The following is a 20,579-nucleotide window of genomic DNA, read 5'->3' on the forward strand; positions in this document are numbered from 1 at the left end:
ACAATAAAAGCACATATAGCATTGTTTGTCAAACACAATTATTATAGTTACATGCCTACATCTTTGGCGATTTTCTGATGTTTTACATCAAATCAATGGCTTACTGGAAGGCCTCCGGGAAGGTCCGACTGGCCGCTGTTTGCAGTCCTGCTTGCGGTGCCCATCCTGCGGAGTGACGAACACGGGGGACAGCGGAAAAACCGACTCCTGCCCCGGCGCGACCAGGACCGGGGTGAGGGCGACATGGAAATGGCGCGTCTGGCCGTTGGCCTGCGTGCGCGTGGAGCCATTCGGACAGGAAATCGCCGACGAGGAGATGTATTCCACCCCATCCAGGGCCACTGCGAAGCCTCCGGTGAGCATGCGGTGATTTGCCAACCCGCCCAATCGGTGGGGCGCTTCCCCCATCTCCATCAACAGCGGCGTGACGTGCTCGGGAAAAACCGGATCCAGCAGGTAACGGATCTGAGGAGCGCAGGGAATCTGATTCATGACGGGCTTAAATTTGGAATTGCTGAATGCCGGCAGCGGGCAAAGACAAGCGATATAATCCCCGTCATGGCTGTACATCCTCTTCTTTTGCAGCAATTTCCGCTACTTAACTCGCTTCCCGCAGATCAGTTGGAACGGCTTGCCGGTCAGGCCAGTACCCAGACCTTTGCCAAACGGGAGGTGGTGCTGCCGAAATCCAGTGCCCCCCGTAACCTGTGTTTTCTGGTCAATGGTCGCCTGCAGGCGATCGACTTTACCCTCGACGGGAGGGAAGTCGGCCTCTATTTCATCGATCCAGGCGACTATTTTGCGGAATTGGCCCTGATCGACGGTCAGACGCAGCCGGAACTGGTGATCTCCAATAGCGCATCCCAGGTAGTGTTCGTCCCGGGCGCCGAGATTCGTCCTTTGCTGTTCTCGACGCCTTCGATGGCCGAGGCCCTGTGTCGGCGCTTGGCACAAAGAGTGCGCATCCAGGTGAACCATCGCCAGATTCTGGGTTTGAACAATCCCTTGCAACGCATCTGTGCACATCTGGAACTCCTGACCATGGGTAGCGATGGCAACCGGCGCATTCTCAAGGCACCGACGCACCAGGAGATCGCCATCATGGTCAGTCTGACTCGTGAAACGGTCACACGCACTTTTCAGGTGCTGCAAACCAAGGGGGTATTGACTCGGGAGGGAGAAGACCTGCTGGTGGATACCGCCAAATTGTCCGAACTGTCCAGCAGCCGTGGGACGGGCAGTAGCGATTGATGGCGGCGCGCATTGGCGTCTGCTTGGCGTTCCTGATGGTCGAAAGACTGTCGGCCAGGAAAGAACCATCTACTCATGACCGCTCAGGCCGGACGAAAGGCTCGCACGCCGAGAAGCACGCCACCGATCAGCAAGGCGATACCGATCAGTGCCGTGTCGCCGGGAAAGGCGCCTCGCCAGATGAAGGCGTAGGCAAAAGCGGCAAGCGTTTCGAAAACGATCAATTGGCCGGCAAGGGCGGTCGGCAGCAGTTTGCTGGCGCGATTCCAGAGCAGAGTACCGAGCCACGATGCGCACAGCCCCAGGGTCAGCATCAGGCCGATATAGCGTAGCGCCTGTGGTCCGAGCGGGAAGTCGAAGCCGCCTTGCTCACGGAAGTACAGACCGGCAACAGTCATGCCCATGACTGCCAGCGGCAGCGTCACCAGACCCTGGGCGATCGCCCAGGTACCGGAAGCGAGCGCTGGTCGCTGGCGCAACCAGCGGGAATTGCGGATTGGGTACCAGGTCCAGGCTACTACCGCGGCGATCGCGAGCAGCGCCCCCAGGAGATGGTCATGATGGCTGCGCTGCCCATCGAGCAGGGCCATCTCATGGCGGTTCACCAGCGCGATGCCCGTCGCGATGACTGCCAGTGAGGGCAGCAGGCGACGCCAGGGCAAAGCTTCCGCACCGAAGTTGGCGACGATTGCAATGACGATCGGTAGCGTGCCGATGAGCATCGTCGGCAAAGGGGCGCCGGCGAGCTGGATCGCCGCCGAGAGAAAAAGATAGTAGAGGAGGTTGCCGACCAGCGCCAGTTCGCCAGCCATCAGCCAGTCCTGTCGCTGTAATTGTTGCAGGCGTGGCAGGTCGGCCCAGGCAAGCAGTAGCGCGATGACTCCGAAACCGAGGTAGCGACCGAAAGAGAGCATGGCCGGCGGATAGTCGGGAAGCATCAGGGGGACGACGAACACCAGTCCCCACAACAGGCCGGCGCCCATTGCGCAGGCCACGCCATCGACGAGCACGCGACGGGCCGGCAACGCTGGCCGTGGCGTTCGCATGGCCGGCTTCGGCGCTGCTCGGTTTGCGCTGGATCAGTGGCGGAAAATCGGTGCTTTCGTCAGTAGCGGCCACTCGACGGCGTCAAGCATATTCTTGACCAGCAGGCCGAGTTCGGTGTCGCCAACGATCGACAGCTCACGGTTGAAGAATAGCGTGTCCGGGTCTTCCTGGCGAACCAGCAGTTGCAGAAAAGCCGAAAGGTTGGCGCGAAAGCACAGATCCGGGACTTCCGGAACTTTGAACAGCGGTCGGAAAATGCCCTCGCGATAGCTGAACGACGCCTGTCCACCGGCGTCCAGCACTTCAATGACAAAGCAACGTCCTTCGAGCAACTCCAGACTGTCTGCCGGAAGCAACCCCAGCTTGGCGGCCGCGTTGAGCGCTGCTGCCAGTGCCAGCGAGTGTGGCCATTGTGGCAGATGCGAGCCGATCGCCGAAACCAGGATCGGCAGTCTGAAACGGGGAATCGAAAAACTATGGCTCATTGAACAGTTCCTTGCCGTGTCGTGACGGTAGCCTGCGGGTGCTGCACGATGCCGGGCTTGCCGAACCAGTAACCGTTGACCAATCCTTCGCTGGCCCAGCCGACGGAACTGGTTTCGACCGCCAATGCCTGGCGTGCAGCGTCGAAAGCACTAATGACCGCAGCCATGGCCTGCGGTTGCGGACTGATACGGATCACTTCGATGCCCATGCGCAGCAGTTCGGGGACCTGCGCCAACAGGTTGTAGGTCTGTGCCGACATGGTCTGAATGCCGTTGATGGCCAGGAACGGTTGTCCCTCACGGGTGCGCAGGGTGATTCCTTCGGGATGGTCGAGACACTTGAACTGGCAGTCGTCCTTGTTGAGATTGTAGCGACGCGCGGTGAAACAGCGCGCCGAGAAGGCCAGCGGCAGCTTGCCGAAAACGAAGACCTCGGTCTCGACACCAGCCGGGCGACTATGATGCAGCGCTTCGATCAGCCGCTGGCTGCCCTCCAAGGGTGGCAGCCAGCGGCGCATGCCGTAGCGGGCAAAGGTGGCCAGTGCTGCTTCGTTATAGATATTCAGATGGGGGCCAGCGACAAAAGGACGGCCGGCGGCAAGGTTTACCGCCCCGAGGTCGTTGGCCTCGAACTGGCAACCGGGGATTTCGCCGAGTCCGTCAAGCAGGCGACGCAGTGCCTTCAGATCGCTTTCCGATTCGAGCAGCGCTTGCGCGGAGATGACCACCTCTTTGCCGGCGTCGCTCAGGTCGCGCGCCAGGCCCAGCCAGTCAGTGACGCGAAGCTGCTGGCGGCGCGAGCAGACCACCTCGCCGAGATAGACGATGTCGATCGCCGGATTCTGCGCCATCTCGGCATAGAAATCGAAAACCTCATGTTTGGGCCAGAAGAAGAGCAGTGGTCCAAGAGCGAGTTTCATCCGTCCTCCTAGCGCCACGGACGGTTATAGGCGCCGAGCGTCACCTGGCTGCCTTCGGCGACACGCGCCAGTTCAGCCTGCCACGCCGACTTGACGTGGAAGCGTTGCGCGTTCCTGGCAAGTTCATCGAGCGCAGCACGCAGGGTGCGTGTGACCTGTGCGACATAGGCCGGGCTGCGCTGCCGCCCTTCGACCTTGATCGCTGCGACGCCGATGTTGGCGATCTTCGGCAGGATTTCCAGGACATTGAGGCTGGTCGGTTCTTCGAGCGCGTAGTAGGTTTCGCCGTCCACCTCGAAACGCCCCTTGCACAGCGTCGGGTAGCCTGCCGCCTCGTGGTCGCCGAAGCTATCGATCAGAATACCGTTCAGGCGGGTCGTCATCTGTCCCGGCGACCGGTCCCACTGCACGTACTTTGCTGGCGAACATGCGCCGACGGTATTCGGCGATTCACCGGTCGCGTACGAAGACAGCCAGCAACGTCCTTCGTTCATCACGCACAGGCTGCCGAATCCGAATACCTCGATCTCCACCGGCGTGTTATCGATCACCGTCTCGACCTGTGCCAGCGTCAGCACGCGTGGCAGCACCGCGCGCCGGATAGCAAACTCGCGGTGAGCAAAATTGATCGCCTCGTAGTTGGTTGCCGAGCCCTGCACCGAGAGGTGCAGGCGCAGGTCGGGGTGGCGCCGGCTGGCGTAGTCGAGCAGTCCGACGTCGGCCAGGATCACCGCATCGACGCCGAGTTCGGCAGCGCCATCGACGGCGTACTGCCAGTCGGCGGTGCGTCCGGGTTGGGCAAACGTGTTGATCGCCATCAGCACCCCGCGGCCTTGCGACTGCGCATAACGGATACCTTCGACCATCGCCTTTGGATCGAAATTGAGGCCGGCAAAATTACGCGCGTTGGTGTCGTTGCGATAGCCGAGATAGACGGCGTCAGCGCCGTGGTCAACCGCCGCCTTGAGCGCCGGCAGGCTGCCGGCGGGACAAATCAGTTGGGGGATTCTCTGGCGTGACATACGCGACCTCGTCGAGCGAAATACGCAGTATAGGCATGCCTGCAATGCAGCCCTTGATTCTCGTCAATTTGCAGCCGATTGGCGCAAGCCAGCGGTCAGGGTTTCCTGCCGCCTTCCGGCATGACGATGTTGACCTCCAGCACCTCGAAGTTTCCCTGTTTCTCCAGCGACACCTTGATGTCCTCAGGGTTGACCGACACGTACTTCGCGATGACCGACATCAGCTCCTCCCGCAAGGCCGGCATGAAATCGGGCGTGCTGATGCTGCCATTGCGCTCGTGGGCAATGATCAGCTGCAGGCGTTCCCTGGCAATCGCTGCCGACTTGGGTTTGTTGCCGAAGATCAGGGAAAACAGGGACATGCTCATCTACCCCCGAACAGTCTCTTGAAGAGGCCTGGCTTTTCATAGTCGACGAAGCGCAAGGGAATGGTTTCGCCGAGAAAGCGACCCACCACGTCGAGATAGGCTCCGGCGACGTCGGTTTCCGTCAGATGGATCACCGGGGTCCCCGAGTTCGATGACTGGAGCACGGCTTCGGACTCGGGAATGACGCCGATGATCGGCACGCGCAGGATTTCCTGGACATCCTTGAACGACAGCATTTCACCTTCCATGACACGCTTGGGTGAGTAGCGAGTGATCAGCAGGTGTTCCTTGACGGGTTCGCCACCGAGCAGAGCGCGCCGCGATTTGGCCTGGATGATGCCGAGGATGCGGTCGGAGTCGCGCACCGAGGAGACCTCCGGGTTGCTGACGACCAATGCTTCGTCGGCAAAGGTCAGCGCCATCACCGCACCATGCTCGATCCCTGCCGGTGAATCACAGACGACGTAATCGAAGCCCATGTGCTCGAGTTCCTTGAGAACCTTTTCCACCCCTTCTTCGGTCAGTGCGCCCTTGTCGCGGGTCTGCGATGCCGGCAGCACGAAAAGATTGCCGTTGTTGCAATGCTTGTCCTTGATCAGGGCCTGGGTGAGTGTCGATTCGCCGTTGAGGACATTGACCAGGTCATAGACGACGCGGCGTTCACAACCCATGATCAGATCGAGGTTACGCAGGCCGACGTCAAAATCGATCACGGCAGTCTTGTATCCCCGCAGGGCGAGACCCGAAGCGAAGCTGGCGCTGGTGGTAGTCTTGCCGACTCCACCCTTGCCGGAGGTTACGACGACGATACGTGTCACGGATTATTCCCCGCAAATGAAAGAAGAGATTCTACCCGCAGAATGGGTCTTCTGTTGATTGACTCGGCTATTCGCTGATGCCCGTCCACACGCGCCATCATCGCTAGTCGATGCGCAAGGCTTCGACGAGCAAAGTGCTTGCCTCCTCGGCGGGTTTTTTCGAGAGCCTGATCTGCACCGGTTTATCGGCCAGTTCGACTGGAACTCCCCCATCGAAGGTTCGGTACAGCCCGGCTACCGAGACCAGTTCGGCATCGAAGCGGGTGCAGAAGATTCGGGCTCCGGCAGCGCCGCTGGCCCCGGCGAGTGCGCGACCATGCAGAGGCGCGTAGATGTGAATGTGGCCGTCGGCAATGACTTCGGCGCCGGCATTGACCGCCGCCAGAATCACCAGGTCGCCGCCGCGTGCATAGACCTGCTGTCCTGAACGCAATGGCCGGTCGATGAACAGTGTCGGCGCGCTCACGGCCGCAGGCGTCGGTGGCGATACTGCCTTGGGCGCGGATTCGGCGACTGTCGCTGGGGGTGCTGATTCGTCGTTCGCAGCAACCGGACGTGTGCTGGTCGCGTAGGTCGGCAAGCCGGCGAAGGCCGCGCTGTGGCGGAGCTCCTCACTGCCGCCGCGTACGCCGATGACGTTCAGACCGTGCGTTTTCAGCACCTGTTTGACACGTCGCCAGTCGGCTTCGGGCACATCGGCGAGTTGTGCCAGATCGAGCAAAGCGGCATCCCCGTCGAAAAAGTCGTCGTCACCGAATAGCCGGCTGGCCGCCTCGGCCAATGCTTCAGGCTGCAGGGAGCGCAGAGTGACGACGACGACTGGCAGGGTGGTGCCCTTGAATTCGATCAGTTGGATTGTCTTGTTTGTTCGCTGCATGGCACCGTCAGAAAGGGGATTGAATGGTCGTCAGCATCGCGTCAGCCTGCGGCTGGAAAACAGCGAAGTCTAGCCGAATCGACAACAAAGCGAAATACGCCGGCAGTCCTGCTGCTGGTTGGCTGCATGCACTGGATGGCGCGGCTGCCAGATCGGCAGCCTGTGGACCGGCGTCGCGTGTTCAAGGCCAGGCCCTGGCTCCCCAGATCATGCGGCGGGCGACGAAGTGGCGTAGCGGCGGCAGCAGGTCGAGGGCCAGCAGACTCAATCCGCGAGCGGCCCGCAGCGGTGCCAGATCGTTGGAAAAGACGCGCACCAGGCCATCGGTAAACGCCATGCTGCCGCTGCGGTCGATGCGCCGGCGTCGAGTGTAGGCGGCCAGGGTGGCCTCTTCACCGGCGTCGCTGCAGGCGCGCGTGCGCAGTATTTCGGCCAGTTCCCAGGCGTCGCGCAGGCCGAGGTTGAAACCTTGCCCGGAGACCGGGTGCAGACTTTGCGCAGCATTGCCGATCCACACCTGCCGGGGAGTGCTGAGTTGTTGGCGGATGCGCAGTGCGAGCGGAAAGCTGGCGCGCGGGCCACAGCCGACGAAATCGACGCGACCGCCGAAGGAGGTACGCAGGGCGGCGAGAAAGTGTTCTTCGTCGAGCTGCAGCAGCTCGTTGGCCTGTGCCGACGACACGCAGAATACCACCGCGTAATCCGGACCCAGGGGCAGCAAGGCGAGAGGGCCGTCAGGGGTGAAACGTTCCCATGCCTGACGAGCGTGCGCAGCGAGCGGGCGGACTTCGGTGACGACGGCGTGCTGGCCGTAATCGTACACCCTGACGCCGGCATCGTTGGCGGGAGTGCCCTCGGCATGGACGACCAAACGTGCCAAGATGCGGTGCGTGTCACCGCCGCCACCCGTGAGCATGATCTCGGCGGCCTCGCTGCTGAGACGGATGGCGACGACCTCATGGCCGTTTAGCCGTTGCGCAGCCTCGATGCGGGCATCCAGGCTGGCCGCAAGATCACGGTAACGCAGCACATAACCGAGCGCCGGAATGTCGTAATCCGCGGCGTCGATGAGCGTGCGGCCAAAGCCGCCACGTTGCGAGACATGGATGGTTTCGATGGATGTTCCGGCGTCGACATTCCATGCGCCGAGGCTTTCGAGAAGCTGTCGGGTCCCGTACGACAGCGCTAGCGCCCGTGGATCACTGGTCCAGGTGCCGCGCTGGCGGCTGTCGATCAGCAATACCCTGAACGGGCTACCGGCCAGCGCCAGCGCCAGCGCCATGCCGACCGGGCCGGCACCGACGATGGCAATGTCGACCGTATCGAGGGGTTCAGTCATGGCGCATCACTTCCTCGATTTCGGCGACCGTTTTGGGTGCGCTGCTGTAGACCATGCAGCCGTCGGCGGTCAACAGCAGATCGTCTTCAATGCGCACGCCGATGCCATGCAGTGCTGGCGGGACATTGGCGCCGGGACGAAAGTATAGGCCGGGTTCGACGGTCAGCGTCATGCCCGGCGTCAGTCTCACCCAGTCATCTGCAGCGGTTCCGTTGCGGTACTCGCCGACGTCGTGGACGTCAAGACCCAGCCAGTGGCCAGTGCGATGCATGTACCAAGGTTTGTATGCTTCACTCTCGATGGCGCCGTCGACACTGCCGGTGATCAACTTGAGGTCGATCAGGCCTTGTGTGAGCACTTGCAGAGCAGCCTGGTGATAATCCATGAACGACACCCCAGGGCGCACTGCGGCAATCGCTGCCTGCTGGGCGGCCAGGACGATTTCGTATACATCGCGTTGCACCGAACTGAATCGACCGTTGACCGGGAACGTCCGGGTGATGTCAGAAGCGTAACCGGAAAGCTCGCAACCGGCATCGATCAGGACCAGCGAATGCGCGGCTAGCAAGCGGTTGTTTTCAATATAGTGGAGGATGCAGGCATTGGCTCCACCAGCGACGATCGGGGTGTAGGCGTGCCCGTCGGCGCCGCGGCGGCGGAATTCGTAGCTCAGTTCGGCTTCAAGTTCGTATTCGGCCATGCCCGGCCGGCAGGCGCGCATGGCACAAGCATGACCGGCAGAAGCGATGTCGGCGGCGCGGCGCATGCAGTCGATCTCGTGCGCGTCCTTGGTCAGCCGCATTCGGTCGAGCAAGCTGTGCAGGTCGCGGATTTCGCCGGGGGCTCGCGTGCCGCTGCGACTTTCGGCGCGCACGGCATTCAGCGCGCCGGCAATCCGGCGGTCCCAATCGGCGTCGTGGCCGAGCGAGTGCCAGAGCACGCTACGGTTGGCGATCAACTCGGGCAGTTTTTGTTCGAGACTGGCCATCGGATAAGCTTCGGAAAAGTCGAAGGCTTCGGCCGCGGTGGATGGTCCGTAGCGGAAGCCGTCCCAGATTTCGCGCGCATCGTCTTTTTCGCGACAGAAGAGGATGGCCCGGGCGTCCTTGCCGCCGACCAGAACAATCGCTGCTTCAGGCTCGGGAAAGCCGCTCAGATACCAGAAATAGCTGTCGAAACGATAGGGGTAATGCGCGTCGCGGTTGCGCAGGCGCTCGGGGGCGGTGGGGATGACCGCGACGCCGTCACCGAGGCAAGCGAGAACCCGCTGGCGGCGTTCAGAGTAAGGCGGGTGATGCATGAGGTGCTCCTGCAAGCTCCATATCGAGTGCGGCGAGGCGTTCGGGGGTACCAACGTCGACCCAGCGTCCGTGGTGTCGTTCACCACTGATGATTCCCTGGGCAATGCCTTCATCAAGCAGCGGACGCAGTTTCATCACCATGCCAGCGGGGACAGACGCGAAGAAATCCGGCCAGAAGACGCCGATGCCGGCGTAGGTCAGGGCCTCGCTGGGCGTGTCCGCGGCACTGAGCAAGGTCTCGCCGGCAAGGCGGAAATCGCCAGCGGGATGGTGCGGCGGGTTGTCGACCAGCAGCAGGTGGGCGCGGCGCCGGTCGAGCGCTTGCGCCGCCAGGTGCGCCCGCGCGAAATCCCAGTCACACCAGATGTCGCCGTTGACCACCAGAAAAGGCTGTTCACCCAGCAGGGGTAAAGCGGTGGCGATGCCGCCGGCAGTCTCCAGGGCGCCGACGGGTTCGCGCGAGTAGGCGATGTGGAGGCCAAAGGCGCGGCCGTCGCCGAGGGCTGCTTCGATCTGCTCGCCCAAGTGGGCGTGGTTGATCACGACTTCGCGCCAGCCGGCTGCCGCCAGGCGCTGCAGGTGCCAGACGATCAGCGCCTTGCCACCGGCATGCAGCAGGGGTTTGGGCGTCGTATCGGTGAGTGGTCGCAGGCGCTCGCCGCGACCGGCAGCGAGAATCATGGCTTTCATCAGAAAGTGTAAGCGACTTCGGCCGGTTGCTGATCAAGGGCATCGAGAAGGTGCGCAAGCGGTCGCAATTCCTGGTAGCGCTCGCAGGTCCGGCGCAGATAGCGCATCACCAGAGGCATGTCCTTGAGGTAATCCTGCTTGCCGTCGCGGTGGCAGAGGCGGGCGAAAATGCCCAGCACCTTGAGTTGACGCTGCGCGCCCATCCATTCGTAGTCACGGTAGAAATCATGGAAGTCGACGTGCACTGGCAGCCCGACCTGGCGCGCGGCTTCCCAATAGCGGATCAGGAAATCGAGTTCCTGGTCTTCCGGCCACTCAATGTAGGCGTCGCGATAGAGCGAGACGAGATCGTAGGTCACTGGACCATAGACGGCATCCTGGAAGTCCAGGATGCCGGGGTTGGCCGGGAAGCTGCCGTCAATGGCCATCAGATTGCGCGAATGGTAGTCGCGGTGGACGAAAACCTGTGGCTGCTTGAGGTTGTTGGCGAGCAGCGCGGCAAAAACCGCGTCGAGTGTGTTCTGCATTTTGGCATCCGGCCTCAGGCCAAGGTGCTGTCCCAGGTACCAGTCGGGGAAGAGTGCGAGTTCACGTTCCAGCAGGCTGCGGTCATAGTCGGGAAGGATGCCGGGGCGGCTGGTTTGCTGAATCGCCACGAGCGCGCGGTTGGCGTCGCGATAGAGTTGAGGCGCTGTCCTTCTGTCCTGCAGGGCACTCAGGTAGGTGGTGCCGCCGAGGTCGGAGAGCAGCAGAAAACCTTGTGCAAGATCCTGGGCGATGATTTGGGGGACATGCACACCCGCCTCATGAAACAGCGATGCAATGTTTACGAAAGGATGGCAGTCCTCCTTTTCGGGCGGTGCGTCCATGACGATCCGCGTGCGCTGATCCGGCAGGGTAATGCGAAAATAGCGCCGGAAGCTGGCGTCGACCGAGGCGGGTTCGATGCGGATCTCATCGACCGGGAATTGTGCTTCGAAAAGCGTTTGAACCCAGTCTCGTAACAGTGCGGTACGCGGCATGCCGTTGCTCCTTGGCGTGGAAGTCACATCAGCGACTCACCACGACCCTCGCCAGCGGAGGAGAGTCGAGTGTGAGGAAACGGGCATGAACTTCAGGAATCCGGGTACCTGGAAAAATCATGGCCGTTGAACGATGATGCTAAAATGCCCGGATTCTAGCATCCGACCCGTGCCGCAAAGTACCTTCAGACAGAAACCCTCCTGACCCATCCTTGACCAACCACTTCGGAATGACCTTTCCTTCTCGGCCCAGGCCGCTGACCTTGATCTTCTGCTGCAGTGTCGTTGGCACGTTTGCCCCAAGCCATGCCGACCAGATTCGAGGGCAGGGTTCAGCACCATTCCGGGTCGATCCAGCCTTGCTGGGCTTGCCGCCGGTGAAGCCGGCTGCCCCGCTGGAACCGCCGGCCCTGCCTGCGGCAGAGACCAGGCCCGTGCAAACACCCTCAGTCGAGACACGGCCAATGCCGGTACCGCCTGCTCCGGCGCCGCAGACCGGCGGCGAACCGGGCAAATCGTCGGCAGACACTACCGCAACCGTTTCGGCGACGGTAGGGCGCGTCCCATCAGCGGACAGCCCCCTGAAAGCGCCGCCGGAGGTCCCGCAGGCGCCGATGACAGGCAGCGCGCCCGAACCCGATGTGGCTGCAACGGGCGCATTGCCTGACCGGCCAAACGAAGAGACGGTTCTACCGTCCTCGCGACAGGCAACCCGGGAATCCCCTCCGGCAGTGGACGGCGCACGCAGTGCGGCAGTACCGCCGGTTGTCAGGCCCAAGCCTGCCGGAGCCGCAGGCAGATCCGTGCAGAAGTCTGCTGTACCGGCAGGGTCATCGCCCCCCGCCCCCGCTCCTGCGCTTGCCGAGCCCGATGTGGGGGCGCTGTCATTGCGAATGGCCCCGGTGATGCTGCCAGGATCGGAGAGCAAGGTGCCGCGCCCGGTTTTTCTGAGCGCCCAGCGCATCTCGGGGGTCGTGGACCGCGAGGTGATGGCCGAGGAGGACGCCGAATTGCGCAAGGCCGGCACCGTGCTGACTGCCGACCGCCTGACCTACTGGCCGGTTGACGACGAGGTCGAGGCAGTCGGGAAGGTGCGCGTCGAGCAAGGTGAAGACGTCATTTCCGGATCGCAGGGGCGCCTCAAGATCGAGGATCAGGTCGGCTCCTTCGATCAGGCTTCGTACTTCGTCAAACGGCAGTCGGCACCAGCAGTGGCAGCGCAGGGTGGCAAGCAACCGGATCTGCCTTGGGCCGAGGGGCAGGACGAATCGACAACCGGTTTCGCCGCACCGCGTGTGCTCGGCATCAAGCCCGGGCAGACCCGGCTGAAGAGTTCGACAAAGCCGGCAAATGAGTTGACGGAGGCGCGCGGCGAGGCCGAGCGTATCGATCTCGATGGGGAAAATCAGTATCGTTTGACCTCTGCCACCTACACGACCTGCAAGCCCGGCAACGACGACTGGTATCTCAGTTTTTCCAGGTTGAAGCTCGACTACGATCATGAGGAGGGGACCGGCGACGACGCCACGGTACACTTTCTCGGGGTGCCGATCCTGCATTCCCCATGGGCCTCCTTTTCGCTGAACAACGAGCGCAAGTCCGGTTTTCTGATTCCCCGCTATGGATCAAGCAGTGACAGCGGCCTGGAATTCGTCGTGCCGTACTACTGGAACATCGCACCGAACATGGATGCAACGCTTGAGTCCCGGATTCTCAGCAAACGCGGACTTCAACTCGGCTCCCAATTTCGCTATCTCAATACCGCATATGGCGGAACTTATCGTGGCGAGACGTTCGGCGAATATCTCCCGAACGACCGGAAAACGAACACCGATCGCTGGGGCGTGGTGTTCAATCACAGCCAGACGCAGGCCAATGGATTTTCCGGGACAATCAATTACTCCAAGGTTTCGGACAACGACTACTATACCGACCTGTCCAGTCAAATCACCAGCACCTCGAAGACACAACTCCTGCAGCAGGGAGTGCTGAGCTATGGCGGCGGCGGCTGGTGGAACGCAACGGCCAACCTGCAGTCTTTCCAGACCTTGCAGCCCGACCCGAAGAATCCGGTAGCCAGGCCGTATCGCTTGTTACCGCAAATTACGATGAACGCGAGACAGCCCGACCTGTTCTCAAGCGACAGTGCTTTTTTCGGGCAATACACTGCTTTCGTTCATCCCGACGCAGACAAGGTTGAAGGGCAGCGAATCGTGTTACAGCCCGAAGTGTCATTACCCTACGTTACGCCGGGGTGGTATGTGGTCCCACGCATCGGGGTTAACTTTACCCAGTATTCACTCTCCTATCCAACGTCGGCGAATGTTCTTCCTACATCGATCAGCCGCACCTTGCCGATTGTCAGCGTCGATTCCGGGATGACCTTCGAGCGATCGAGCAACTGGTTCGGCCGTGACTATACCCAGACACTCGAGCCGCGATTGTTCTATCTGAGCATTCCCTACCGAAACCAGAACAACATTCCGGTTTTCGATACCGCGCTCGCAGACTTCAATTTTGCGCAGATCTTCGCCGACAACCAGTTTTCCGGCTGGGATCGGATCAATAATGCCAATCAATTGACCGCTGCAGTGGCTTCCCGTCTGATCGACCCATCTTCCGGGAGCGAAATCATGCGGGCGATGGTTGGCGAAGTTTTCTACTTCGCCGATAACCGGGTCGTTCTGCCGGGAACGCAGACCGGGACCACCGACCGCAAATGGGATAAATCCGATTTGCTGGCCGCCTTCAGTGGTCAGTTGTTGCCCCGTCTGTACGCGGATGCTGCCGTGCAGTTCGATATCAATGACCAGCGCTTCCAGCGTTACTCGTTCGGTACGCGTTATCTGCCGGGGCCAGGCAAGGTGCTGAATGCCGGTTACCGTTACAACGTCGATGCGGCGACGCCGATCAAGGAGTTCGACATTTCCGGGCAATGGCCGATCAACGCTCGCTGGCAGGCAGTCGGCCGCTATAACTACTCCCTGATCAATTCCACACCGGTCGAGATCATTGGCGGACTGGAGTACAACGCGGGTTGCTGGGTGCTGCGTACGGTCGTTCACCGGATTCAGACCACCCAGGCCGACTCGAGCACGCAGTTTTTCGTACAACTTGACCTGACCGGATTGTCGAGCATTGGCACAAACCCGCTGACTGTTCTTCAGCGCAGGATTCCCGGATACGCGGTGGGCCAGGCGGCAACAGATCAGGCTTTGGCTGAATGATAGGTTGCATGATGAGGTTTCTATTTTGTGGCGTGCTGCTGGCCGCCTGCCTGGTCGGGCTGGCAGCCGCGCAACCGCGGCCGGCACGGCAGCCGGCTGCGGTCGACCGTATCGTTGCGGTGGTCAATGATGAAGTGATCACGCAGCACGAGTTGCGTTCCCGCCTCGATTCTGCGTTGGGTCAGTTGCAGCGACAGGGAATGTCATCGCCGCCGCGCAATGTGCTCGAAAAGCAGGTGCTCGAACGTCTGGTGATGGACAAGGTGCAACTGCAGCAGGCGCGTGACATGGGCTTACGCATTGATGATGCGCAACTTGAGCAGGCGCTGCAGCGTATTGCTGCGGGCAACAATCTTTCGCTTGCCCAGTTCCGGGCCGTGCTGGAAAAGGACGGGATTGCGTTTGCGAGCTTTCGTGAAGAGATTCGCGCAGAAATAACGATTGCCCGCCTGCGTGAGCGCGAGGTGGAAAGCAAGATCTTCATCTCCGACGGCGAAGTGGACAACTATCTCGCCAGTGCATCGGTGCAGGGCGGTACCGAGGAAGAGTACCAGTTGGCGCATATTCTGCTGCGAGCCCCCGAGTCGGCGAGCCCGGAGCAGATTCAGAAGTTGCGGGCCAAAGCCGAGCAAATACTGGAACGCTCAAGCAAGGGCGAGGATTTTGCGCAGCTCGCGGCCGCCTATTCGGATGCTCCGGACGGCATGAAGGGAGGCCATCTCGGTTGGCGTTCGCTCGATCGCCTGCCCACGATGTTCGCCGAGGCCAGTCTCAAGCTCAAGGTCGGTGAGGTGTCGCCGGTGCTGCGCAGTTCGAACGGCTTCCACCTGATCAAGCTCCTGGCCAAACGCGGAGGCGGTGCAGCGCAGGCCGTCGAGCAGACGCACGCGCGGCATATCCTGATCAAGGTCAATGAAGTCGTGTCGGAGTCGGAAGCACAGCACAAGCTGGAAAGTTTGCGTGCGCGGATCAAGCATGGTGAAAGCTTTGCCGAGTTGGCCAGGCTTTTCTCACAGGACGGTTCGGCCTCCAAAGGTGGCGATCTTGGCTGGATCTATCCCGGCGATACCGTTCCGGAGTTCGAACGGGCGATGAATCTTCTTGCACCGGGCGAGCTCAGCCAACCGGTTCAGTCACCGTTCGGTTTTCACCTGATCGAAGTTCTCGACCGCCGTGTCCAGGACGTTTCGAGTGAGCGGCGACGCGCCGCGGTGCGCCAGACGTTGCGCGAACGCAAGCGTGACGAGGCCTACCAGGACTGGCTGCGCCAGGCACGTGACCGGGCGTATGTGGAAATTCGGCTTGAGGAAGGCTGAGCACATGGCCTCTTTGCCCGTGCTGGCCGTCACGACCGGCGAACCGGCTGGCGTCGGCCCCGAGATCTGCCTGCGCCTGCTTGAGCGCGCACGAGAACGACCGTTTCCTGCACGCATCGTCGTCCTCGCAGATCGTTCGCTGCTCGCTGCGAGGGCGGAGCTGCTGAACCTGTCCGGGGACTTGCGCGATTGGGATCCTTCGCTACCGCCGCAGGCAGGTACGCTGGAGGTTCTTCACCTGCCCCTGGCAATCGATGCCCATCCAGGTCGACTGACTCCAGCCAATTCGCCGTACGTGCTGGCGCTGCTCGATCGCGCACTTGCCGGATGCCTGTCCGGAGAATTTTCTGCGATGGTGACCGCGCCGGTGCACAAGGGGGTGATCAACGACGCCGGAATTCACTTCACCGGCCATACCGAATACCTGGCCGAGCGGACGGGAACGCGTCGAGTGGTGATGATGTTGGCCGGCGGCGGTTTGCGTGTGGCGCTGGTGACAACGCATCTGCCCCTCAAGGAGGTGCCGGCTGCCGTGACCGAAGTCGCGATTGCCGAGACGCTGCATATTCTGCATCGCGAGATGGGGAGCAAGTATGGCATCGCTCAGCCACGCATCCTGGTCGCTGGTCTCAATCCTCATGCTGGCGAAGGGGGTTATTTGGGCCGCGAAGAGATCGACGTGATCATCCCGGTGCTGGACAGGCTGCGTGCCGAGGAGGGCATGACTCTGCTCGGGCCACTCCCGGCCGATACGATGTTCTCGCCACCAGTGCTGGCACGCGGTGACTGCGTTTTGGCGATGTATCACGACCAGGGACTGACGGCACTCAAGTATGCGAGTTTTGGCCATGGTATCAACGTCACGCTGGGACTGCCGATCATCCGCACGTCGGTTGATCATGGGACGGCGCTTGAACTCGCTGGCAGCGGGCAAGCAGATGCCGGGAGCCTGTGGGTAGCCATCGAGCAGACGATCGAGATGGTCAAGCGAGCCAGCTAAAAGGGCTGATCGAATGCGGCCGCCTATCGCGCGCAAGCGCTTTGGCCAGAATTTTCTGGTTGATCAGCAGATCATCGCGGACTTCATCGATCTACTAGCGGTGCAGCCGGATGATCGGCTGGTTGAGATTGGTCCTGGGCTGGGCGCCTTGACCGGCCCGCTCTTGAGGCGGCTCGACCATCTCCATGTGGTCGAGATCGATCGCGATATCCTCATCTGGCTGCGGCAAGCGTATGCGTCCGAGAAGCTGACGGTGCATGCGGGCGATGCGCTGACATTTGCCTTCGGTGAGCTGGCCAACGCTGCAGGTGCCGGCCTGCGCATCGTCGGCAATCTTCCTTACAATATCTCGACACCGCTCCTTTTTCACCTTGCCGGCTTCGGCAACTGCGTGCGCGATATGCACTTCATGCTCCAGAAGGAAGTCGTCGAGCGCATGGTCGCGGTACCCGGCAGTGGCGAATTCGGACGCTTGTCGGTGATGCTGCAATACCGATTCGTGATGGACAGGCTGCTTGATGTCCCGCCAGAGGCATTCAATCCCGTGCCAAAGGTCCACTCGGCAATCGTGCGTCTGATTCCGCGTCCAGCAGCAGCCTTATCGGCGATCGACGCCTCCCTGTTCGCCAAGCTGGTGTCGGCGGCCTTCGCACAGCGACGCAAGATGCTGCGCAACAGTCTCAGGGGCCTGGTCGACGATTCACTGCTGACGGTGCTGGGCATTTCACCAACCTGTCGGGCTGAGGAACTGTCGGTTGATGACTACATTCGCCTGGCCAACAGCCTCAAGACGATACTCTGCAGTAAAGCGGCGACCTGATCTCAGCCGTTCTTCCCGAATCGACAGGTATTCACTCCAAGCAGAGAGTATGCCGGGCAGACGCCCAACAGACCGGTCAGAACTGGCACCACGCCGATCCAGCCCCAGACGCCAACGACTCCTGCCGCAGCCATGGCCATGAGCGCGACGCCGACGACGACGCGCAGGATTTTATCGATTCCTCCGACATTGGTTTTCATCATCTGTTTCCTCGCTGTTTGTTTGTGAGTGAAAAGATGCCAGATTACGGACCAGTCGCAGTCGTGTATGTAACCCAGGTCACGCAGGAAAGTCCTGCTTCTTTCAGCGATTGATCTCGGCGATCTGTTGCAACCCCTGCCGGTCGGTGACGCCGATCTGCTCGCGAGCGAGCGTAACCAATCCCTGTACGGCGAACCCCTTGAGCAAGCGGCTGACGATCTCACGAACACTGCCCAGTTCATCGGCCAAAGTCTGGTGTGAGGCGTGGATGACATCGCCCTTGGCGAGCAGCAGTTTGGCCAGGCGCTGGTCGAGGCGGTGAAAGGCGACCTCCTCAACCAGTTGCATCAACTCCGAGATACGTTCGGCAAAGAGGTTAAAAACGAAGTCGCGGAACAAGCCGTTCTCAGCGATCAGCTGCTCGAAGATCGCAGTCGGCAACAACAGCAGTGAAAGCGCTGTTTCGGCGATAGCACGCGCCGAATAGGGGCTGTGCCCGAGCAGGCAACTCGAAGTAATGAGGCATGAGCCGCCCGGTTCGACGCGGTAGAGGACAATCTCCCGTCCACTGGCCGTGCTCTTCACCACCCGGATGGTGCCGGCAAGAAGCAGCGGGAATCCCGGGCAGTTCTGACTTTCCGTGAATACCTGCGCACCAGCCGGCAGCCTGACCATGCGCTGGCACACTACGGCCAGTTGCTCGCTCGGCACGGAGCGTAGCGCTGGATAGAGTGCCAGTAGCGCGTGCGGCAGCTTTTCCTGAGCAGTGGGCATCAGTCGGCCAATTCAGCAGTGACTGGTGCGTGGTCCGACGGCCGTTCGAGTTTGCGGACTTCCCGGTGGATTGTGGCCCCCCTGCAGCGATCGGCGAGGGGTCTGGACAGCAGGATGTGGTCGATCCGCAGCCCCCGATTTTTCTGGAAAGCGAGCATCCTGTAGTCCCACCAGGAGAAACTCTTGTCGGCTTGCGCGAAGAGGCGAAAGCTGTCCCTCAGGCCGAGGCTCAGCAAACGCTGTAAAGCGGCACGTTCCGGCTCCGAGCACAAGATCTGCCCGGCCCAGGCCGCCGGATCGTATACGTCCCGGTCATCCGGTGCAATGTTGAAATCGCCGGCCAGGATGAGTTGTGGATTGGCGTCGAGTTTTTCGGTGATCCATTTCGCGAGGGCATCCAGCCACTCTAGCTTGTAAGCATACTTGTCGCTGCCAACCGCTTGTCCATTCGGGACGTAGGCGCAAACCACACTCATGCCGCTGACTGTCAAGGCCAGCAGGCGTTTCTGCTCATCGGGGTAGAGTGGATTACCGAAAACAATATCCGTTGGCGTTTCTCGCGTCAGCAGGGCAACGCCATTGTACGTTTTCTGTCCAGAGAAGACAGCCTGATAGCCCATGGCCGCGATTTCCTGACTCGGGAAGTCCTGGTCCTGAAGTTTGGTTTCCTGTAGGCAAACGACATCTGGTTGCTGTGCTTCCAGCCATGCGAGCAGTTGCGGCAGGCGGACCTTGAGTGAGTTGACGTTCCACGAGGCGATTTTCATGTTTGACGGAACCGATAATGAAATTGAGCAAAGAAGGTCATGCAGGCGGCAATGGATCGGGTACCGGTGTGCGTATGTTATCGTACTGGCCACGCTTGGTGGCCATGTCGGGCTAAGGGCCATGACTTTTCCTGGTGCCCCTGATCATTCATGAAAGTCATGGCCATCTCCCTCTCCCCCGATCCTTCACCAGAGCGTGGGAGAGAGAGTGGTGAGTCGCTGACGTGATTTTCACTTTCAGGACAAGTGGCAAAATGTGCGTTTTTTCTTTTGTTTAAGGACTTTTAGAACGTATCCTGCGCTTGTTTGACGCCTTGCAGCAGCGATCCGGTGACTGCCTTGAAGCAGCAGGAAGCAACAACCGACTTGAACCGGGAAGTTTGAGCGTTCGGCCAATTCATCTATACTGCGGTGCATTCGACGCGACTCGTCAGAGCCGCAGCATTGAGATTTGTCGTCATTCTGCCGTAAGCCGTTGCCAAGCTGGCAACTACAAAGGAGAGAGCATGATGGTTGTACGCCCGCATGAGGTGATTGGCGTTTTGTTTCGTTGGCTTTTGCTCGGGGTACTGGGATGGCTGGTCGTGGGCTGCTCTTCGTATCCGCCAGCACCCGTTTCAGCAGCTTCGGCAGACTATCGTTATATCATTGGGCCTGGCGACAGTGTGAATATCATTGTCTGGCGCAATCCGGAACTTTCGATGTCGGTTCCTGTGCGTCCGGACGGAATGATTGCCGGTCCGCTGATCGAGGACATGCCGGCCATGGGTAAGACACCGACTGCCCTCGGACGGGATATGGAGAAGGCGCTTGGGACCTTTATCCGGGATCCGGTCGTAACGATCGTGGTCACCGGTTTCATAGGAACCCAGAGCGAGCAGATTCGGGTGATCGGAGAGGCCTCCAAGCCACAGGCACTACCGTACCGTCAGAACATGACCCTGCTCGACGTGATGATTGCGGTCGGTGGGCTGACTGATTTCGCCGATGGGAATGGCGCGTCAGTAGTGCGTGTTGGTGCCGATGGCAGCAAGCAGCAGTACAGTGTTCGCCTGACTGACCTGGTCCGGCGTGGAGACGTCTCGGCCAATGTGGACATGAAACCCGGTGATGTTCTGATCATTCCGCAGAGTTGGTTTTGACCGATCTGATCCCCCTGGCTTCCATTCTGTTGCATGACGCAACAGATACCCCCTTAACTGCTCCTGATAAAGTCTGAATCCGATGGATGAACTGCTTCGACAAGCGACAGCAATCCTGCGTGGAATGTGGCAGCGTCGCTGGCTGGGAATCATCGTCGCCTGGGTCGTCGGGGCGGCCAGTGTTGCGGCGGT

At 60.8% G+C, this 20,579-nt stretch carries 21 protein-coding genes; 6 read left to right on the forward strand and 15 right to left on the reverse strand.

Going from position 1 to position 20,579, the window contains the following annotated elements; genetic code table 11:
• Positions 1 to 87 precede the first annotated feature (87 nt).
• On the reverse strand, positions 88 to 570 hold the full coding sequence (locus tag V5B39_RS16980) for a hypothetical protein (protein WP_332344051.1): 483 nt from the start codon (positions 568 to 570) through the stop codon (positions 88 to 90).
• Positions 571 to 621: 51 nt separating this feature from the next.
• Here V5B39_RS16980 and V5B39_RS16985 point away from each other — a divergent pair, with 51 nt between their 5' ends.
• Positions 622 to 1,251, forward strand: coding sequence for a Crp/Fnr family transcriptional regulator (locus V5B39_RS16985; RefSeq protein ID WP_332344052.1), 630 nt, complete (start codon positions 622 to 624; stop codon positions 1,249 to 1,251).
• A gap of 83 nt (positions 1,252 to 1,334) precedes the next feature.
• On the opposite strand, the gene V5B39_RS16990 is transcribed toward V5B39_RS16985, so the two are convergent.
• From V5B39_RS16990 to V5B39_RS17040, 11 genes are all read right to left on the reverse strand, one after another.
• On the reverse strand, positions 1,335 to 2,297 hold the full coding sequence (locus V5B39_RS16990) for a DMT family transporter (protein WP_332344053.1): 963 nt from the start codon (positions 2,295 to 2,297) through the stop codon (positions 1,335 to 1,337).
• 33 nt (positions 2,298 to 2,330) lie between these two features.
• On the reverse strand, positions 2,331 to 2,783 hold the full coding sequence (gene ubiT, locus V5B39_RS16995; RefSeq protein WP_332344054.1) for a ubiquinone anaerobic biosynthesis accessory factor UbiT: 453 nt from the start codon (positions 2,781 to 2,783) through the stop codon (positions 2,331 to 2,333).
• Positions 2,780 to 3,703, reverse strand: a complete 924-nt coding sequence (locus V5B39_RS17000) for a U32 family peptidase (RefSeq protein WP_332344055.1) — start codon at positions 3,701 to 3,703, stop codon at positions 2,780 to 2,782. Before V5B39_RS17000 ends, ubiT begins: the two co-directional genes overlap by 4 nt.
• An 8-nt stretch (positions 3,704 to 3,711) precedes the next feature.
• On the reverse strand, positions 3,712 to 4,725 hold the full coding sequence (gene ubiU, locus V5B39_RS17005; RefSeq protein ID WP_332344056.1) for a ubiquinone anaerobic biosynthesis protein UbiU: 1,014 nt from the start codon (positions 4,723 to 4,725) through the stop codon (positions 3,712 to 3,714).
• A 95-nt stretch (positions 4,726 to 4,820) separates the two neighbouring features.
• A complete protein-coding gene (gene minE, locus V5B39_RS17010) occupies positions 4,821 to 5,087 on the reverse strand; it encodes a cell division topological specificity factor MinE (protein WP_332344057.1) in 267 nt (88 codons plus the stop codon).
• Between the two features lie 2 nt (positions 5,088 to 5,089).
• Positions 5,090 to 5,911 (reverse strand): septum site-determining protein MinD, encoded by an 822-nt coding sequence (gene minD / locus V5B39_RS17015; protein WP_332344058.1) that lies wholly within the window; start codon positions 5,909 to 5,911, stop codon positions 5,090 to 5,092.
• Positions 5,912 to 6,014: 103 nt separating this feature from the next.
• Positions 6,015 to 6,788, reverse strand: a complete 774-nt coding sequence (gene minC / locus V5B39_RS17020) for a septum site-determining protein MinC (protein ID WP_332344059.1) — start codon at positions 6,786 to 6,788, stop codon at positions 6,015 to 6,017.
• 181 nt (positions 6,789 to 6,969) lie between these two features.
• On the reverse strand, positions 6,970 to 8,127 hold the full coding sequence (locus V5B39_RS17025) for an FAD-dependent monooxygenase (RefSeq protein WP_332344060.1): 1,158 nt from the start codon (positions 8,125 to 8,127) through the stop codon (positions 6,970 to 6,972).
• Positions 8,120 to 9,427, reverse strand: a complete 1,308-nt coding sequence (locus tag V5B39_RS17030; RefSeq protein WP_332344061.1) for an aminopeptidase P N-terminal domain-containing protein — start codon at positions 9,425 to 9,427, stop codon at positions 8,120 to 8,122. The genes V5B39_RS17025 and V5B39_RS17030 overlap by 8 nt, the downstream gene beginning before the upstream one ends.
• Positions 9,405 to 10,118 carry an N-acetylmuramate alpha-1-phosphate uridylyltransferase MurU gene (gene murU, locus V5B39_RS17035; protein ID WP_332344062.1) on the reverse strand — a complete coding sequence of 238 codons (714 nt, stop codon included), beginning with the start codon at positions 10,116 to 10,118 and terminating at the stop codon, positions 9,405 to 9,407. Before murU ends, V5B39_RS17030 begins: the two co-directional genes overlap by 23 nt.
• Positions 10,118 to 11,140: an aminoglycoside phosphotransferase family protein gene (locus V5B39_RS17040; protein ID WP_332344063.1), complete on the reverse strand. Its 1,023-nt coding sequence runs from the start codon at positions 11,138 to 11,140 to the stop codon at positions 10,118 to 10,120. The genes murU and V5B39_RS17040 overlap by 1 nt, the downstream gene beginning before the upstream one ends.
• 929 nt (positions 11,141 to 12,069) lie before the next feature.
• On the opposite strand from V5B39_RS17040, the gene V5B39_RS17045 reads away from it, so the two are divergent.
• Genes V5B39_RS17045 through rsmA form a run of 4 tightly spaced genes read left to right on the forward strand, consistent with a single transcriptional unit; the run spans position 12,070 to position 17,503 of the window.
• The gene (locus V5B39_RS17045) at positions 12,070 to 14,367 is read left to right on the forward strand and encodes an LPS-assembly protein LptD (protein ID WP_332344064.1); all 2,298 of its coding nucleotides are present in this window, start codon (positions 12,070 to 12,072) and stop codon (positions 14,365 to 14,367) included.
• Between the two features lie 8 nt (positions 14,368 to 14,375).
• Entirely contained in the window at positions 14,376 to 15,683 is a 1,308-nt protein-coding gene (locus V5B39_RS17050) for a peptidylprolyl isomerase (protein WP_332344065.1), read from the forward strand.
• Positions 15,684 to 15,687: 4 nt separating this feature from the next.
• Positions 15,688 to 16,683: a 4-hydroxythreonine-4-phosphate dehydrogenase PdxA gene (gene pdxA / locus V5B39_RS17055; RefSeq protein ID WP_332344066.1), complete on the forward strand. Its 996-nt coding sequence runs from the start codon at positions 15,688 to 15,690 to the stop codon at positions 16,681 to 16,683.
• A gap of 13 nt (positions 16,684 to 16,696) precedes the next feature.
• On the forward strand, positions 16,697 to 17,503 hold the full coding sequence (gene rsmA, locus V5B39_RS17060) for a 16S rRNA (adenine(1518)-N(6)/adenine(1519)-N(6))-dimethyltransferase RsmA (protein WP_332344067.1): 807 nt from the start codon (positions 16,697 to 16,699) through the stop codon (positions 17,501 to 17,503).
• A 2-nt stretch (positions 17,504 to 17,505) separates the two neighbouring features.
• Here the strand turns inward: rsmA and V5B39_RS17065 are convergent, their stop codons facing one another.
• From V5B39_RS17065 to xth, 3 genes are all read right to left on the reverse strand, one after another.
• Positions 17,506 to 17,703, reverse strand: coding sequence for a YgaP family membrane protein (locus V5B39_RS17065; RefSeq protein WP_332344068.1), 198 nt, complete (start codon positions 17,701 to 17,703; stop codon positions 17,506 to 17,508).
• A 103-nt stretch (positions 17,704 to 17,806) separates the two neighbouring features.
• A complete protein-coding gene (locus tag V5B39_RS17070) occupies positions 17,807 to 18,478 on the reverse strand; it encodes a Crp/Fnr family transcriptional regulator (RefSeq protein ID WP_332344069.1) in 672 nt (223 codons plus the stop codon).
• Positions 18,478 to 19,245: an exodeoxyribonuclease III gene (xth, locus tag V5B39_RS17075; RefSeq protein WP_332344070.1), complete on the reverse strand. Its 768-nt coding sequence runs from the start codon at positions 19,243 to 19,245 to the stop codon at positions 18,478 to 18,480. The genes V5B39_RS17070 and xth overlap by 1 nt, the downstream gene beginning before the upstream one ends.
• A 506-nt stretch (positions 19,246 to 19,751) precedes the next feature.
• On the opposite strand from xth, the gene V5B39_RS17080 reads away from it, so the two are divergent.
• Positions 19,752 to 20,387, forward strand: coding sequence for an XrtA/PEP-CTERM system exopolysaccharide export protein (locus tag V5B39_RS17080; protein ID WP_434735715.1), 636 nt, complete (start codon positions 19,752 to 19,754; stop codon positions 20,385 to 20,387).
• Positions 20,388 to 20,579 lie beyond the last annotated feature (192 nt).

It is taken from the genome of Accumulibacter sp., assembly GCF_036625275.1.
Lineage (GTDB): Bacteria > Pseudomonadota > Gammaproteobacteria > Burkholderiales > Rhodocyclaceae > Accumulibacter.